16 protein-coding genes are annotated in these 14,249 nt (G+C 71.3%); 13 read left to right on the forward strand and 3 right to left on the reverse strand.

Going from position 1 to position 14,249, the window contains the following annotated elements; genetic code table 11:
- Positions 1–13 precede the first annotated feature (13 nt).
- The 3 genes from Q7A36_RS05055 to glyA all read left to right on the forward strand — a co-directional run bounded on the left by Q7A36_RS05055 (position 14) and on the right by glyA (position 2,725).
- The gene (locus Q7A36_RS05055) at positions 14–850 is read left to right on the forward strand and encodes a dienelactone hydrolase family protein (protein WP_305102579.1); all 837 of its coding nucleotides are present in this window, start codon (positions 14–16) and stop codon (positions 848–850) included.
- Positions 851–946: 96 nt separating this feature from the next.
- Entirely contained in the window at positions 947–1,399 is a 453-nt protein-coding gene (gene rpiB / locus Q7A36_RS05060) for a ribose 5-phosphate isomerase B (protein WP_305102580.1), read from the forward strand.
- A gap of 27 nt (positions 1,400–1,426) precedes the next feature.
- The gene (gene glyA / locus Q7A36_RS05065; RefSeq protein ID WP_305102581.1) at positions 1,427–2,725 is read left to right on the forward strand and encodes a serine hydroxymethyltransferase; all 1,299 of its coding nucleotides are present in this window, start codon (positions 1,427–1,429) and stop codon (positions 2,723–2,725) included.
- Positions 2,726–2,731: 6 nt separating this feature from the next.
- Here the strand turns inward: glyA and Q7A36_RS05070 are convergent, their stop codons facing one another.
- Positions 2,732–3,220: a GNAT family N-acetyltransferase gene (locus Q7A36_RS05070; protein ID WP_305102582.1), complete on the reverse strand. Its 489-nt coding sequence runs from the start codon at positions 3,218–3,220 to the stop codon at positions 2,732–2,734.
- Positions 3,221–3,294: 74 nt separating this feature from the next.
- On the opposite strand from Q7A36_RS05070, the gene nrdR reads away from it, so the two are divergent.
- Both nrdR and Q7A36_RS05080 read left to right on the forward strand, forming a co-directional pair.
- On the forward strand, positions 3,295–3,747 hold the full coding sequence (gene nrdR / locus Q7A36_RS05075) for a transcriptional regulator NrdR (protein WP_305102583.1): 453 nt from the start codon (positions 3,295–3,297) through the stop codon (positions 3,745–3,747).
- A 52-nt stretch (positions 3,748–3,799) separates the two neighbouring features.
- Positions 3,800–4,828, forward strand: coding sequence for an alpha/beta fold hydrolase (locus Q7A36_RS05080; protein ID WP_305102584.1), 1,029 nt, complete (start codon positions 3,800–3,802; stop codon positions 4,826–4,828).
- A 280-nt stretch (positions 4,829–5,108) separates the two neighbouring features.
- On the opposite strand, the gene tnpC is transcribed toward Q7A36_RS05080, so the two are convergent.
- The gene (tnpC, locus tag Q7A36_RS05085) at positions 5,109–6,386 is read right to left on the reverse strand and encodes an IS66 family transposase (RefSeq protein WP_305102585.1); all 1,278 of its coding nucleotides are present in this window, start codon (positions 6,384–6,386) and stop codon (positions 5,109–5,111) included.
- A gap of 76 nt (positions 6,387–6,462) precedes the next feature.
- Here tnpC and Q7A36_RS05090 point away from each other — a divergent pair, with 76 nt between their 5' ends.
- Positions 6,463–6,609, forward strand: coding sequence for a hypothetical protein (locus tag Q7A36_RS05090; protein ID WP_305102586.1), 147 nt, complete (start codon positions 6,463–6,465; stop codon positions 6,607–6,609).
- 163 nt (positions 6,610–6,772) lie between these two features.
- Here the strand turns inward: Q7A36_RS05090 and Q7A36_RS05095 are convergent, their stop codons facing one another.
- Entirely contained in the window at positions 6,773–7,633 is an 861-nt protein-coding gene (locus tag Q7A36_RS05095) for a hypothetical protein (RefSeq protein ID WP_305102587.1), read from the reverse strand.
- Positions 7,634–8,140: 507 nt separating this feature from the next.
- Here Q7A36_RS05095 and Q7A36_RS05100 point away from each other — a divergent pair.
- From Q7A36_RS05100 to thiL, 7 genes are all read left to right on the forward strand, one after another.
- Positions 8,141–9,136 carry a Bug family tripartite tricarboxylate transporter substrate binding protein gene (locus Q7A36_RS05100; RefSeq protein ID WP_305102588.1) on the forward strand — a complete coding sequence of 332 codons (996 nt, stop codon included), beginning with the start codon at positions 8,141–8,143 and terminating at the stop codon, positions 9,134–9,136.
- A 71-nt stretch (positions 9,137–9,207) separates the two neighbouring features.
- The gene (gene ribD / locus Q7A36_RS05105; RefSeq protein ID WP_305102589.1) at positions 9,208–10,320 is read left to right on the forward strand and encodes a bifunctional diaminohydroxyphosphoribosylaminopyrimidine deaminase/5-amino-6-(5-phosphoribosylamino)uracil reductase RibD; all 1,113 of its coding nucleotides are present in this window, start codon (positions 9,208–9,210) and stop codon (positions 10,318–10,320) included.
- A 2-nt stretch (positions 10,321–10,322) separates the two neighbouring features.
- The gene (locus Q7A36_RS05110) at positions 10,323–10,955 is read left to right on the forward strand and encodes a riboflavin synthase (RefSeq protein ID WP_305102590.1); all 633 of its coding nucleotides are present in this window, start codon (positions 10,323–10,325) and stop codon (positions 10,953–10,955) included.
- A 15-nt stretch (positions 10,956–10,970) separates the two neighbouring features.
- Positions 10,971–12,110: a 3,4-dihydroxy-2-butanone-4-phosphate synthase gene (ribB, locus tag Q7A36_RS05115; protein WP_305102591.1), complete on the forward strand. Its 1,140-nt coding sequence runs from the start codon at positions 10,971–10,973 to the stop codon at positions 12,108–12,110.
- Positions 12,107–12,589 carry a 6,7-dimethyl-8-ribityllumazine synthase gene (gene ribH / locus Q7A36_RS05120; RefSeq protein WP_305102592.1) on the forward strand — a complete coding sequence of 161 codons (483 nt, stop codon included), beginning with the start codon at positions 12,107–12,109 and terminating at the stop codon, positions 12,587–12,589. Before ribB ends, ribH begins: the two co-directional genes overlap by 4 nt.
- Positions 12,589–13,233 carry a transcription antitermination factor NusB gene (gene nusB, locus Q7A36_RS05125; RefSeq protein ID WP_305102593.1) on the forward strand — a complete coding sequence of 215 codons (645 nt, stop codon included), beginning with the start codon at positions 12,589–12,591 and terminating at the stop codon, positions 13,231–13,233. Before ribH ends, nusB begins: the two co-directional genes overlap by 1 nt.
- The gene (thiL, locus tag Q7A36_RS05130) at positions 13,169–14,197 is read left to right on the forward strand and encodes a thiamine-phosphate kinase (RefSeq protein ID WP_305102594.1); all 1,029 of its coding nucleotides are present in this window, start codon (positions 13,169–13,171) and stop codon (positions 14,195–14,197) included. The genes nusB and thiL overlap by 65 nt, the downstream gene beginning before the upstream one ends.
- Positions 14,198–14,249: the final 52 nt, after the last annotated feature.

A 14,249-nucleotide genomic window follows, 5' to 3' on the forward strand; every position in this document is an offset into this window, starting at 1 on the left:
CTAGGCTGTGCGCATGCAACGGCTCCTCCTGCCGATCCTCGTGCTGCTCGCGCCCTGCGCCGCGGCGCAGGGCGTGCCTGCACCCTCGCCGGTCGCGGCCGAGCCGGTGACCATCCCGGGCCCGGAGGGCGTGCCGCTGCGCGCCCTTCTGGTCCGTCGCGCGGGCACCGCGCCCGGCATCCCCGTCATCGCGCTGCATGGCTGCAACGGCATGGGCGGGCCGGAGCGGCCGCAGCGCCTGTCCCCGCGGGAGGCCGACTGGGCCGCACGGCTCTCGGCCGCCGGCCATCCCGTGCTCTTCCCCGACAGCTTCGCCAGCCGCGGCCTCGGCGAGGCCTGCGGCGTCAGGGGCTTCCCGGCCGGCCCGCGGGTCCGCCGTGCCGATGCCCATGCCGCCGCCGCCTGGGCGCAAGAGCAGCCCTGGGCCGCGAAGGGCGGGGCGCTGCTGCTGGGCTGGTCGCATGGCGGCTCCACCGTGCTGGCGGCGGTGGCCGAGCCGCTGCCGCCCGGCCTGCTGCGCGCCGCCATCGCCTTCTATCCCGGCTGCGGCGAGAGCCGGCGGGAGGCCGGCTGGACGCCGGGCGCGCCGCTGCTGATGCAACTCGGCGCCAGCGACGACTGGACGCCGCCCGCCTCCTGCCTCGCCCTGGCCGCCGCGCATCCCGGGCGGATCGAGGCGGACCTCTATCCCGGCGCGAACCATGGCTTCGATGCCCCGGCGCTGGTCCTTCGCACGCGCAGCCTGCCGGATGGCCGGGTGGTGACGTTCGGCACCGAGCCTCTGGCGCGCGACGCGGCGCGGTCGCGCGTCGCCGCCTTCCTCGCCGCGCATGGCGGGGCTGCGCCCTGACGGCTGGCCATTCCGCGGGTGGCGCGCCATCTGTCCCGCCACGAACCCTTGGGCTTTGGCATCGCCCGAACCCACAGCGCATGGTAGGTGTCCGCCATGACTTCCGCCCCCCTCATCATCGCCATCGGTGGCGACCATGCCGGCCTGCCGCTGAAGGCCATCCTGCAGGAGGCGCTGGCCGCCGCCGGCCATAGCCTGATCGATGTCGGCACCAATGCCTCCGCCAGCGTCGACTACCCGGACTATGCCCACCAGGTCGCGACCGCGGTGGAGCAGGGCAGGGCGCGCTTCGGCGTGCTGGTCTGCGGTAGCGGCATCGGCATGCAGATCGCGGCCAACCGCCATGCCGGCATCCGCGCCACCGTGCTGCACTCGACCACCGAGGCGCGGCTGTCCCGCCAGCACAACGACGCCAACATCGCCTGCTTCGGCGCCCGGCTGACCGGGCCGGAGGTGGCGCTGGATGCCCTGCAGGTCTTCCTCGCCACGGCCTTCGAGGGCGGGCGCCACCAGCGCCGCATCGACAAGATCAACCCGACTGCCGCCTGACCGCCGCACCTCTCCAGGGCCGAACCGATGAACGAGACGACCGCCTACCGCATCCCCGAGCGCTTCTTCTCCGCCCCGGTGGCGGAGGCCGATCCGGAGCTCGCCGCCGCCATCGGCCAGGAGCTCGGCCGGCAGCAGGACGGCATCGAGCTCATCGCCTCGGAGAACATCGTCTCCCGCGCGGTGCTGGAGGCGCAGGGCTCGGTCCTGACCAACAAGTATGCGGAAGGCTATCCCGGCCGCCGCTACTACGGCGGCTGCGAGTTCGTCGACGTCGCCGAGACCCTGGCGATCGAGCGGGCGACGAAGCTCTTCGGCTGCGGCTTCGCCAATGTGCAGCCGCACAGTGGCGCGCAGGCCAACCAGGCGGTCTTCCTGGCGCTGCTCCAGCCGGGCGATGCCTTCATGGGTCTCGACCTCGCCGCCGGCGGCCACCTGACGCATGGCTCGCCCGCCAATCTCTCGGGCAAGTGGTTCCGGCCCGTGCCCTATACGGTGCGGCGGGAGGACCAGCGGATCGACATGGCGGAGGTCCGCCGGATCGCGCTGGAGAACAAGCCGAAGCTGATCATCGCCGGCGGCTCGGCCTATGCCCGGGTCTGGGATTTCGCGGCGTTCCGCGCCATCGCGGACGAGGTCGGCGCCTATTTCATGGTGGACATGGCGCATTTCGCCGGGCTGGTCGCCGGCGGCGCGCATCCGTCGCCCTTCCCGCATGCGCATGTGGCGACGACGACGACGCACAAGACGCTGCGCGGCCCGCGCGGCGGCATGATCCTGACCAACGACGAGGCGCTGGCCAAGAAGTTCAACAGCGCCGTCTTTCCCGGCCTGCAGGGCGGCCCGCTGATGCATGTGATCGCCGCCAAGGCGGTCGCCTTCGGCGAGGCACTGAAGCCGGAATTCCGCGCCTATGCCCGCGCCGTCGTGGCGAATGCCGCGGCGCTCGCCGAGGAGTTGAAGGGCCAGGGCCTCGACCTCGTCACCGACGGCACCGACAACCACCTGCTGCTGGTGGACCTGCGGCCGAAGAAGTTGACGGGCAAGGCGGCCGAGGGCGCGCTGAACCGCGCCCACCTCACCTGCAACAAGAACGCCATCCCCTTCGATCCGGAGAAGCCGATGGTCACCTCCGGCGTCCGCCTCGGCACGCCGGCCGGCACGACGCGCGGCTTCGGCGAGGCGGAGTTCCGCGAGGTCGGCCGGCTGATCGGCGAGGTGCTGGACGGCCTCGCCCGCGCCAACGACGCCGCGGCGAACTCGGCGGTGGAGGAGAGCGTGAAGCAGCGCGTCCTCGCCCTCTGCCAGCGCTTCCCAATCTACTGACCGGGCCTACTGACCGAGCGGCTTGGCCATCGGGATGCCGGTGGCTCCCATCTGGCGCTGCGGCGGGCCGGTCTCGGCATAGCCGCGCGCCAGGTAGAAGCGGCGGGCGGTCGCCGTGCTCTCCAGCGAGCAATGCGTGAGGCCGCGGGCCCGCGCCCAGGCCTCGAGCGAGGCCAGCAGCGCGCTGCTGACGCCACGGAAGCGTGCCTCCGGCGCCACGTAGTTCAGCCCGATCCGCCCGCCGGGGCCGATCGACCCGACCCCGCAGACCGCGCCGCTGATCTCCGCGACCAGGACACAGCCCTTCGGCGCGGCGATCCAGCCCGCCACCTGCGCCGGCGTCTTGTTGGCGAGCCAGGCAGCCAGCACCGCGGGGTCGTCCCCGTGGTCCTCGCGGCAGAGATCGAGGATCGAGCGGCGCAGCACCGCGCAGGCGGCGGCGGCGTCCTCTGGCCCGGCCGGTCGGACGGTGATGCTCGATTCCGTGTCCCGCATACCCAGCGCTGGCGTTCCGTCAAGCGGCCTGCCACCATATATGGTGGTGCCCGGGCGGAGAAAGGATATCACGCATGCGCTGCCCCTTTTGCGGGAGCGAGGACACGCAGGTGAAGGACAGCCGGCCGGCGGAGGACAATGCCGCCATCCGCCGGCGCCGCTCCTGCCCCGCCTGCGGCAGCCGCTTCACCACCTTCGAGCGGGTGCAGCTCCGCGAGATCACGGTCCTCAAGGCCGATGGCCGCCGGGTGCCCTTCGACCGGGAGAAGCTGGCGCGCTCGATCCGCGTCGCGCTGCGCAAGCGCCCGGTGGACGAGGACCGGATCGAGCGCATCGTCAACGGCATCCAGCGCAAGCTGGAGACGGAGGCGGAGTCCGAGGTCACCTCCCGCCAGATCGGCGAGATCGTTATGGACGCGCTGAAGGAGGTGGACCAGGTCGCCTATGTCCGCTTCGCCAGCGTCTACCGGAATTTCGGCGAGGCGAAGGACTTCCGCGAGTTCCTCGGCAAGATGGACGCGGGCTAGGCTCCACGTGCGGCCGGGCACCAAGGTCCGGCCCGGACCCGGGGAGACGTCCATGACCCTCGAACTGCGGGAGGGGGTGGTGCGCAGTTCGCGCCACACCACCGCCTACCTGGAATGCGGCCCGGCGGACGGCCCGCTGCTGATCTTCCTGCATGGCTGGCCGGAGCTGGCGATCTCCTGGCGCCACCAGTTGCCCTGCTTCGCCGCCACGGGCTTCCGCTGCGTCGCCCCCGACATGCGCGGCTATGGCCGCTCCACCGTCCACCCCTCGCCCGGCGACTATGCGCTGGAGGCGATCACGGCCGACATGCTGGAGCTGCTCGCCGGCCTCGGGCGGGAGAGGGCGGTCTGGATCGGGCATGACTGGGGCAGCCCGGTCGCCTGGAGCCTCGCCGCGCACCATGCCGGGCGGTGCCTCGCCGTCGCCAACCTCTGCGTGCCCTACATCCCGGAGGGTTTCACGCTGCCCAACCTGCTCCCACTGGTGGACCGCCGCACCTATCCCGAGGCTGAGTACCCCGCGGGGCAATGGGACTACCAGTTCTTCTACCTGGAGAAGCCGGAGGCGGCACGGGCAGCCTTCGAGGCGGATGTGGATGCCACCGTCCGCGCCCTGTTCCGCCGCGGCAACCCGGCGGCGCGCGGCAAGCCGGGCCGCACCGCGACCATCCGCCGCGACGGCGGCTGGTTCGGCGGCGCCGGCCGCGCGCCGGATGTCCCGCTGGACGAGGCGGTGCTGACCCCCGCCGACCACAGCCGCTACGTCGCGGCGCTGACCAGAACCGGCTTCGCCGGGCCGGATTCCTGGTACCTGAATCACGAGGCCAATGCCGCCTATGCCGCCCGCGCGCCCGATGGCGGGCGGCTCGCCATGCCGGTGCTGTTCCTGCACGCGGCCCATGACACGACCTGCGAGACGATGGACAGCGCGCTCGCCACGCCCATGCGCAAGGCCTGCGCCGACCTGACGGAGGCAGTGGTCCCCTCGGGCCACTGGATGGCGCAGGAGCGGCCGGCCGAGGTGAACGCGGCCTTGGCGCGCTGGCTGGCCCAGCGGGTGCCGGGGGCCTGGCCTGGCTAGGGCAGCGTCGGGTTGAATAGTGTCGTCATGTCGTATCTACCCTGCTAGGGTCCCGCGAACCGCTTCGGAGACAACCGTCATGGAGTTCCGCGAGGCGCAGCAGCCTTTCGACGACGACCCGCCGCCGATGTCGCTGGAGGAGATCCGCGCCGGCCTGGCGCGGTCCGAGGCCGATGCCCGGGCGGGCCGGACGGTCCCCGGCGAACAGGTCGTCGCGGAGATGCGCGCCCTGCTTGCGGAATACGAAGGTAATTACCCACCCCCGTCTCTGGTGCGGTGGTTACGGTGTAATGGTCTGGAGGATAGTGCCGAAGACGCTGGTGTTCGGCGCGAGGCGAGCGGTGTCGACGACGGTGCGCACGTCCGCCTCGCCCTGAGCGGCCCACATCGCGCGATAGCCGTTGGTGACCTTGCGCTGGATCACGGCGGGGCGGAGGTCGCGCTCGCAGGCGTTGTTCGTCGCCTCGACCTGGCCGGGCCAGTCCACGAAGGTCAGGAGTTGGTCGCGGGCTCGGCGCAGCTTCGCTTGCAGTGCCCGTGTCAGCTCGCACCCGCTGGGGGCTGCGAGGATCGCGTCCAGCCTGCGTTCGAGCGCCCGCCGCTTGGCGGCCAGGGTGGAAGCGGCCAGGCGTGCCGCGGCGTCGGCCAGGTCGAAGGCTGAGCCGAGCCAGAGCTTGAGGCGGTAGGGGATTGGGTCGTCGCTGGCCTCGAGCGCGTAAGCCACATCGCGGGCCAGGTGCGCAAGGCAGGTCTGCTGGGCCAAGCCGTGGCCCTGCTGCGCCGAGTAGCGATCCGAGAGCCAGACCGCGGGACGGTGCCCGTCCATCATCGCGTGCACGACGGAGGCGGCGCGCGTCGGCGCGGCCTGGTGCACCACGGCGTCCTGGCAGCGGAACACCCAGTGGTAGCCGGAGCAGCCCTCGATCCGCACGCCGGTCTCGTCGGAGGCCACCACCTCGGCCCGGCGCAGCGCCGCGACGGCTGCCTCGCGCCCGACCTGGAACCGGCCTTGGGCACGGCGGAGCAGGTTCATCAGCCCGCCCTGGCTGAGGCGCAGCCCGAACAGGTCGGCGAGGGCGGCCTGCAGCCGCTCATAGGAGAGCGCCTGGTAGGTCTTGAGGTAGGTGGCCACCGCGTGCAGGCGCGCGCCGAACGGCGTGCCGCTGACCGGCACGGCCGCCACGGCCCGCGTGCCGCATCCCGGGCAGCGCACCGCCAAGCGATGGTGGTGAACCACCACCGGCCTGACCGCGGGCAACTCGATGTGCTCCCAGATCCCGGCCTGTTCGGCCGCCAGATCGGCTGCGAGCGGCATCCGGCAGCACGGGCAGACCTCGGGGCGGTGGGCAATCCTTTCGGAGACGTCGTCGCTCAAGGGACGGCTGTGTCCCTCGTGGCCCGGTTTGGCGCCTCCAGGCTTGGCCCGCTCGCGCCTCTCCTTCCGGTCCGTGGACGGCGGCTTGGAGGATGTGCGCGAGGTCTTCTTCGGCCGCTGCAGCCGCAGCACCAGCTCGATCAGCTCCGACTTGCTCAGCCGCTCAAGCTCGTCCCGCTGCATGCCAGGATCGAATCAGCCAACCCACCCTCGCGCAAGGGGGGGGGGTGGGTAATTACATACGAAGCGCGATACCGGCATGGGACGGCTGACGACCGAGGCTGAGCGGCAGTTCCTGGACCTTCAGGCGCATCACATGCGCCTGGGCCGTTTCGAGGCGACGCGCTGCCTGATCGAGATGCTCGACCTTGTCCTTCGGAAGGTAGACGAGCCCGTCACACGGTAGCGGCCCGCGCCGGTTCTGTCAGAACTCGTGCCAGACCCGGCGATAGAACCTCACGTCCTTCCTGTTCAGCGCGCCGGTCGTGCGAACCTTCGGCGGGCTGATTCCAAGCGGCAGGTCCAGTCGGCCAGCTTCGCGGTGCCACTTCGCCAACAGGACATTCACATCAGAGCATATGTTCGTTATGTTTTGTAAATAAAAAGCGACGGCGCTTGGCGTCGGGCGTATTTAAGGCCTGCATACCGCTTAGCCCCCAGTTTACTTGATGGTATTTCTCGGGAAGTCCTGGGGCGCCTGGCAGGCCACTGTCCGCACGACCCCATATAGGACCTCGCATCCAGCAGTAATCTGCCGTCCAATCATTGTCTTTTGGCCGCTTTATATCGACAAGTCTTACATGTCGGTTGAACTCGACGAACTCAATCCATGTTGAATTTTGTCCGTGGAACAGCTTCGGAGCGTTCCCAGGTCGAGTTTTGTACTTATCAGGGAAAAACAGTGCCTTGCCCAGGATGGTATTATACTCTTTGGAGGTGAGGCTGAAGCGTACCACGCCCCATTCATGATTTCTTCGCTTGGCCCATTCGATGGCTTTGCGCTTGCCTTCTTCTGGGTGGGTGTAGAAGCCTTTGCCAAAATCAGTATATTCGTTGACGTCGAGAAGGAGCGCCTCTGGCACGGTCATAGGGGTCAAATCAATGCACATCAACTTCTTCGCCGATGCTAGGTTTGTGCCATGATAGAATTTATGAAAGGAAACTGGTGGGTTGGTATAGGTGGATACGCCGCCGACTGAAGCGGTGATCGGCATTGCATAAGAAGCGCCGGTGCGTGGCACCTTTGCCAGTATTTCTGTCTGCCCTGCGCCTGTCCCAATGAACTCGAAGACCCGCAAATTCGAAACAGGAAAACCTGCCAGTTCCCCAGGAAACTGAACCCGCCCAACTTTCGGGTCCGCCACTACGATGTCGAGATCCTCACCCGAAGGCCCGCCGCCCCACAGTGCAAGTTGGACAATGTCGGGCAAGCCGATGCTGATCCAACATACAGGTTGGTCCACACTGACAAGCCGAAAGTGCGCCATCGTGCGTCTTCCCACTCGGCAAGGCTGGCGGTTGGCGGCAAACGGATGGTACCGCCCCGCTGCGGTTCGGAATGCCCGGTCAGGCGATGCTCGGGGGTGTTGCATAGTCCATTGGCCCGAAAAATTCACGAGGCCTGCGGCGGACCGCTTTCCACCTGACTGGCTTCGCCTGCTGGTTGGGATGGTCGCGCGTCGCCTGCCTCATGCCGTCATGTTTGGCGCGGGCGCTGACAGAACCGTCGCGCCGACCCCGTATCCCGGGCTTGGGGGATTGGGATATCGCTGGATCCGGCAGCACCGCTACTGGATCGGCTACCGCGTCCAGCCGGATGGGGAAGGCGTGATCCGCTGGGTCCTGTTCGACGGCGCCGACATACCCTCCCGTCTGCGATAGGACGCCTGGACGCCACCCGCCCGCTCTGGTCCACTCCCGCGAAACGGGAGGGACCCATGGCCATGCCGCCGCTCCGCCGGCGCGCCCTGCTGGGCGCGCTCGCCGCCAGCCCTGCCGCGCTGACCGCCCCCGGCCGCGCGGCGGAGGCCTGGCCGAGCCGCCCGGTCCGCCTCGTCGTCGGCTATCCCGCCGGTGCCTCCACCGATATCTGCGCGCGCATCCTCGCCGAGGACATGCGGACCCGCCTGCCGCAGCCGGTGGTGGTGGAGAACCGGCCGGGCGCCAATGGCTCCCTCGGCGCCGCCTTCGTCGCGGCGGCGGAGCCGGACGGCCATACCCTGCTGGTCAGCAATACCAGCACCATGACCGCCAACCACCTGCTCTACCGCGACATCCGCTACCAGCCGCTTCGGGACCTGCTGCCGCTCGCCAGCATCACCATCAGCCCCTTCATCCTCGCCGCCTCCCCGAAGAGCCCGCGCAGCCGCGGCTTCCGCAGCGTCGCCGACCTGGTCGCGGCGGCGAAGGCGAGCCCGGGCGGTCTGACCTATGGCTCGGCCGGCAACGGCAACCTGCAGCACCTGAACATGGAGCTGTTCTGCACGGCCGCCGGCATCCGCCTGCTGCACGTCCCCTTCCGCGGCGCCGCCCCGGCGCAGAACGCCCTCGTCGCGGGGGAGGTGGACCTGGTGCTGGAGACGCCCTCCACCACGCCGCTGCTGAAGTCGGGCCTGCTGATTCCGCTGGCCTGCACGGGCGCCACCCGTTGGCGCGACCTGCCCGACGTGCCGACTTTGGCCGAGAGCGGCTGGCCGGACTTCGTCGCCACCTTCTGGAACGGCCTGGTCGCCCCGGCCGGGCTGCCGCTGCCGATCCTCGAGCGGCTGGTCTGGCTGATGGAGGCCGCCGCCGCGGCGCCGGCCACGCGCCAGCTCCTGCTCGCCCAGGGGGAGGTGATGGTGCTGCGGCCGGAGGCCTTCCGCGACCGCATCGCCGCCGATATCGAGCGCAATGCACAGGTGATCCGCAGCGCCGGCATAGAGCTGCAATAGGCCGCCTCTTCCACCCCGGCCCGGCCCACGCCACCTTGGCGTGATGACCGAACCCTCCGCGCCCTGAACCGATGACCGACCCCGACGCGGACCGGGCCCATATGGCGGCGGCGCTGGCCATCGCCCGCCGCGGCCTGGGCAATACCTGGCCCAACCCCGCGGTCGGCTGCGTCCTGGTGCGCGACGGCCGGGTGGTCGGCCGCGGCTGGACCCAGCCCGGCGGCCGCCCGCATGCCGAGACGGAAGCCTTGGCCCGCGCCGGCGAGCTGGCCCGCGGCGCGACCGCCTATGTCACGCTCGAGCCCTGCTCGCACTGGGGCCGCACGCCGCCCTGCTGCGACGCGCTGATCAAGGCCGGCATCGCCCGGGTGGTGGTGGCGACCGGCGATCCCGACCCGCGGGTGGACGGGCGCGGGCTGCAGCGGCTGCGCGAGGCCGGCGTGATCGTCGAGCTCGGCCTGGGCGGGGCGGAGGCGCGGGCGATCAATGCCGGCTTCGCCCGCCGCATCACGCGCGGCCTGCCGCTGGTCACGCTGAAGCTCGCGACGACGCTCGATGGCCGCATCGCCACCGCATCGGGCGAGAGCCAGTGGATCACCGGGCCGGAGGCGCGGCGGGAGGCGCATGCGATCCGCGCTCGGCACGACGCCATCCTGGTCGGCAGCGGCACGGTGCTGGCCGACGACCCGGAACTGACCCCCCGCCTCCCCGGCACGGCCAAGGTGGCGCTCGCCCGGGTGGTCGCCGACAGCCGCCTCCGCACGCCCCTCGACAGCCGGCTGGTCCGGACGGCGCGGGAGGTCCCGACCTGGATCGCCACCCGCACCAACCAGCGGCCGGGGGTGCTGGCGCCCTATCTGGAGGCCGGGGTGCAGATCCTGCCGGTGCCGCGGGCGAAGCCGGGCCTCGACCTCGGCGCGCTGCTCGGCGCGCTCGCCCAGCGCGGCGTCACGCGGGTGATGGCGGAGGGCGGGGCCGGGCTGGCGGCGGCGCTGCTGCGCGGCGGCTTCGTCGACCGCATCGCCTGGTTCCACGCCCCCGGCATCATGGGCGGGGACGGGCTGCCCGCCGTCCAACCCTTGCCCCTGGCCGCGCTTTCCGCCATGCCGAGATTCCGCCGCGTGGCGAGCCGCCCGGCCGGGGCGGACTGGCTGACCGAGCTCGAGCGCGAGGAGAACCCATAGCCATGTTCACCGGGATCGTGACGGACCTCGGCACGGTGCGGGAGGTGCAGCCGCTCGGGGCCGGGCACGACATGCGCCTCGTCATCGGCACCTCGCCGGCCTTCCTGGGGCAGCCGGCGCCGGCCGCGATCGGTGCCTCCATCGCCTGTTCCGGCTGCTGCCTGACCGCGGTGCAACTGGGCGGCGACTGGTTCGCGGTCGATGCCTCGGCCGAGACCCTGTCGAAGACCACGCTCGGGCTGCTCCGGCCGGGCAGCCGGATCAACCTGGAACGCTCGCTCCGCCTCGGCGACGAGCTCGGCGGGCACCTCGTCTCCGGCCATGTGGACGGCGTCGCCGAGGTGCTCTCGGCGGTGCCGGAAAATGCCTCCGTCCGCTGGCGCTTCCGCCTGCCGCCGCAACTCGCGCGGTTCGTGGCGGAGAAGGGCTCGATCGCCATCGACGGCGTGTCGCTGACGGTCAACGAGGTTGACGGGGACGTGTTCGGGGTCAACATCATCCCGCATACGGCCGCCGTGACCACCTTCGGCACGCTCCAGCCGGGCAGCCGCGTGAACATCGAGATCGACACGCTCGCGCGCTATGTCGCGCGGCTGGTGTCGGCAGACCAGGGCGCCGTCGCCGGCGCGCGCTAGAGGAACCCGTCGCCCATGACCGCCGTCGTGCCGCAACGCGTCAATTTCGCCGATTTCGTCAGCCCGACCGAGGAGCTGATCGAGGAGGCGCGGCGCGGCCGCATGTTCATCCTGGTCGATGACGAGGACCGCGAGAACGAGGGCGACCTGGTCATCCCCGGGCAGTTCGCCACCCCCGACGCGATCAACTTCATGGCGAAGTATGCCCGCGGCCTGATCTGCCTGGCGATGACGCGCCATCGCGTCGAGCAGCTCGGCCTGCCGCTGATGGCCGCCGCCAACGGCACCCGGCACAGCACCGCCTTCACCGTCTCCATCGAGGCGAAGGACGGCGTGACGACCGGCATCTCGGCCGCCGACCGGGCGCATACCATCGCCACCGCCATCAACCCGGAGATGGGCCGCGAGCACATCGTCACCCCCGGCCATGTCTTCCCGCTGCTGGCCCGCGACGGCGGCACCCTGGTCCGCGCCGGGCACACGGAAGCCTCGGTGGACATCGCCCGCCTCGCCGGGCTGAACCCCTCGGGCGTGATCTGCGAGATCATGAACGACGACGGCAGCATGGCCCGCATGCCGGACCTGGTCGCCTTCGCGCAGCACCATGGCCTCAAGCTCGGCACCATCGCCGACCTCATCGCCCATCGCCGGCGCACCGAGCGGCTGGTGCGGCGGGTCACGGAAGGGCAGATCGAGCATTCCATCGGCGGCGATTGGCGGCTGGTGGTCTATACCAACACGCTCGAATACGCCGAGCACTTGGCGCTGGTCAGGGGCGATGTCTCCGCGCCCGGGCCGGTGCATGTGCGCATGCATGCCGCGAACCTGCTGCACGACATCGTCGCCGGCGCCGGCACGCGCGACCTGCACGACGCCATGCGCATGATCGAGGCGGCGGGCCGCGGCGTCGTCGTCGTCATCCGCGACTGGCGGCTGACCAACATGAGCGAGCAGATCCGCCACAGCAAGGACCGCCGGGTCGCGCCGCCCGAGATCCGCGACTACGGCATCGGCGCGCAGATCCTGGCGGATCTCGGCGTCCGCGACATGGTGCGGTTGTCCAACAACCCGCGGCCGATCGTCGGCCTCGAGGGTTATGGCCTCAGGGTCGTCGAGACCCGGCCGCTGATCCGAACGCAACAGGACCATTCATGAGCACGATCGACGCGCCGGAGCGCGCGGCGCAGCCCATCCCGGGGCCGGCGCCGCGCCTGCTGGTGATCCAGGCGCCCTATTACGAGCAGGTGGTGAGCGGCATGCGCCGCGGGGCGGAGAAGGTCTTCGCCGAGGCCGGTGCCTTCCACCAGACCGTGGATGTCGCGGGTGGCTACGAGCTGCCGGCGGCGCTGCGCATGGCGCTGACCCAGACGCAGGAGCGCTATGACGGCTACCTGCTGCTCGGCTGCGTGGTGAAGGGCGAGACCGACCATTACACCTTCATCTGCGACGCCATCTGTCACGGCGTCATGCGCATCGCCGACGAGACCGGCGCCGCCATCGGCTTGGGCCTGCTGACGGTCGATACGCTGCAGCAGGCGATCGCCCGCGCGGCGGAGGACCGGCACAACAAGGGGGTCGAGGCGGCGCATGCGCTGCTCGGCCAGGTGGCGCTGCGCCGCCGCTGGGGCCTCTGATGGCGGGTTCCAAGTCGGAGACGGGGGAGCTCGACCGGCTGCGCGCGGAGTACGAGGCCGAGCAGCGCGCCGCGGGCCAGCCCGCGCCGGCGCCGCGGCCGGCCGCGGCGAAGCCCGGCGCATCCGCCGCGAGGAAGCCTGCCGCGCAGCGCGCCCGCGGCCGCCCGCGCACCGGCGCGCGCGTCGCCGCCGTGCAGGCGCTGTTCCAGGGGGAGCAGACCGGCGAGCCGGCCGAGGTCGTCATCAGCCAGTTCCAGCGCCACCGCCTGGGCACCCGGCCCGGCGATGGCGGCTTCGAGGAAGGCCGGGTGCCCGAGGCCGATGTCCCGCTCTTCTCCGCCATCGTCATGCAGGTGACGCGGAATGCCGGCGAGATCGATGCCACCCTGTCGAGCCATCTCGACAAGGACTGGCCGCTCGTGAAGCTCGACCCCGTCCTGCGGGCGCTGCTGCGGGCCGCATGCGGCGAGTTGCTCAGCGGGAAGGAGCCGCCGGCCAAGGTGGTGATCAACGAGTATCTCGACATCGCGCATGGCTTCTTCGGCGGCGACGAGCCGCGCTTCGCCAATGGCGTGCTGGATGCCATGGCCCGCACGCTCCGGGCCGAGGAGTTCAGCGGCGCGCCGCGCCGCCGCGGTGGCTGATCTCCCGGGAGAGTTCGCGCTCATCGCCCGGCATTTCCGTCGGCTGGCCGGGCCGGGCGCGCTGGACCTCTCGGACGATGCGGCGCTGCTGGACCCGCCCCCCGGGCGGCAATTGGTGCTGGCGGCGGATGCCATGGTCGCGGGCGTGCACTTCCTGCCCGAGGATCCGCCGGAGAGCATCGGGCGGAAGCTGCTGCGGGTGAACCTCTCGGACCTCGCCGCCATGGGGGCGGCGCCGCTCGGCTATCTCATGACCACGGCGCTGCCGAAGGACCTGCCGGGGGACTGGCTCGCCCGCTTCGTCGATGGGCTGGCGGCAGACCAGGCGGAGTTCGGGCTCTCGGTCCTCGGCGGCGACACGGTCTCCACCCCGGGGCCGGTCTCGCTCTCGCTGACCATCCTCGGCACGGTCGCGCCGGGGGCCGCGCTGCGGCGGGACGGGGCGCGGCCGGGCGATGCGCTCTGGGTCTCCGGGACGATCGGCGACGGGGCGCTCGGGCTGCGGGCGCTGCAGGGCCGGCTGCCGGCGGACGGGGAGGGACATCTGGCGCAACGCTACCGGCTGCCGCGACCGCGGCTGGCGCTGGGCCAGGCGCTGACCGGTCTCGCCCGCGCGGCGATGGATGTCTCGGACGGGCTGGTGCAGGACCTCGGCCATCTCTGCCGCGGCGGGGGCTGCGGGGCGGTGCTGCGGGCCGGGGCGGTGCCGCTCTCGCCCGCCGCACGGGCGCTGGTCGCGGCTGATCCGGCGCTGCTGGCGCTCTGCCTGACGGGCGGGGACGACTACGAACTGCTCTTCGCCGCGCCGGCGGGTGCCGAGGCCGAGGTCCTGGCGCGCGCGGCCTCGGGCGGCGTGCCGGTCGCGCGCATCGGCGACTTCGTGGCCGGCGCGCCTGACGTGACGGTGCTGGACGCCGCCGGCACGACGATGGCGCTGCCGCGCACCGGCTGGAGCCACTTCTAGAGGGGGGTCTCGAAGGGGGGCTCCGCCCCCTTCGCGGGGCCCGGGGCAGCGC

Origin of the sequence: Paracraurococcus lichenis, assembly GCF_030657435.1 — a bacterium.
In the GTDB taxonomy this organism is placed as follows: Bacteria; Pseudomonadota; Alphaproteobacteria; order Acetobacterales; family Acetobacteraceae; genus Paracraurococcus; species Paracraurococcus lichenis.

Coding starts and splice junctions, on each gene's coding strand:
- Q7A36_RS05090 (WP_305102586.1), top strand. CDS start 6,463: ATGGGACGGCTGACGACCGAGGCTGAGCGGCAGTTCCTGGACCTTCAG.
- nrdR (WP_305102583.1), top strand. CDS start 3,295: ATGCGCTGCCCCTTTTGCGGGAGCGAGGACACGCAGGTGAAGGACAGC.
- Q7A36_RS05070 (WP_305102582.1), bottom strand. CDS start 3,220: ATGCGGGACACGGAATCGAGCATCACCGTCCGACCGGCCGGGCCAGAG.
- glyA (WP_305102581.1), top strand. CDS start 1,427: ATGAACGAGACGACCGCCTACCGCATCCCCGAGCGCTTCTTCTCCGCC.
- ribH (WP_305102592.1), top strand. CDS start 12,107: ATGAGCACGATCGACGCGCCGGAGCGCGCGGCGCAGCCCATCCCGGGG.
- Q7A36_RS05110 (WP_305102590.1), top strand. CDS start 10,323: ATGTTCACCGGGATCGTGACGGACCTCGGCACGGTGCGGGAGGTGCAG.
- Q7A36_RS05080 (WP_305102584.1), top strand. CDS start 3,800: ATGACCCTCGAACTGCGGGAGGGGGTGGTGCGCAGTTCGCGCCACACC.
- Q7A36_RS05100 (WP_305102588.1), top strand. CDS start 8,141: ATGGCCATGCCGCCGCTCCGCCGGCGCGCCCTGCTGGGCGCGCTCGCC.
- thiL (WP_305102594.1), top strand. CDS start 13,169: ATGCCATGGCCCGCACGCTCCGGGCCGAGGAGTTCAGCGGCGCGCCGC.
- ribD (WP_305102589.1), top strand. CDS start 9,208: ATGACCGACCCCGACGCGGACCGGGCCCATATGGCGGCGGCGCTGGCC.
- ribB (WP_305102591.1), top strand. CDS start 10,971: ATGACCGCCGTCGTGCCGCAACGCGTCAATTTCGCCGATTTCGTCAGC.
- Q7A36_RS05055 (WP_305102579.1), top strand. CDS start 14: ATGCAACGGCTCCTCCTGCCGATCCTCGTGCTGCTCGCGCCCTGCGCC.
- nusB (WP_305102593.1), top strand. CDS start 12,589: ATGGCGGGTTCCAAGTCGGAGACGGGGGAGCTCGACCGGCTGCGCGCG.
- tnpC (WP_305102585.1), bottom strand. CDS start 6,386: ATGCAGCGGGACGAGCTTGAGCGGCTGAGCAAGTCGGAGCTGATCGAG.
- rpiB (WP_305102580.1), top strand. CDS start 947: ATGACTTCCGCCCCCCTCATCATCGCCATCGGTGGCGACCATGCCGGC.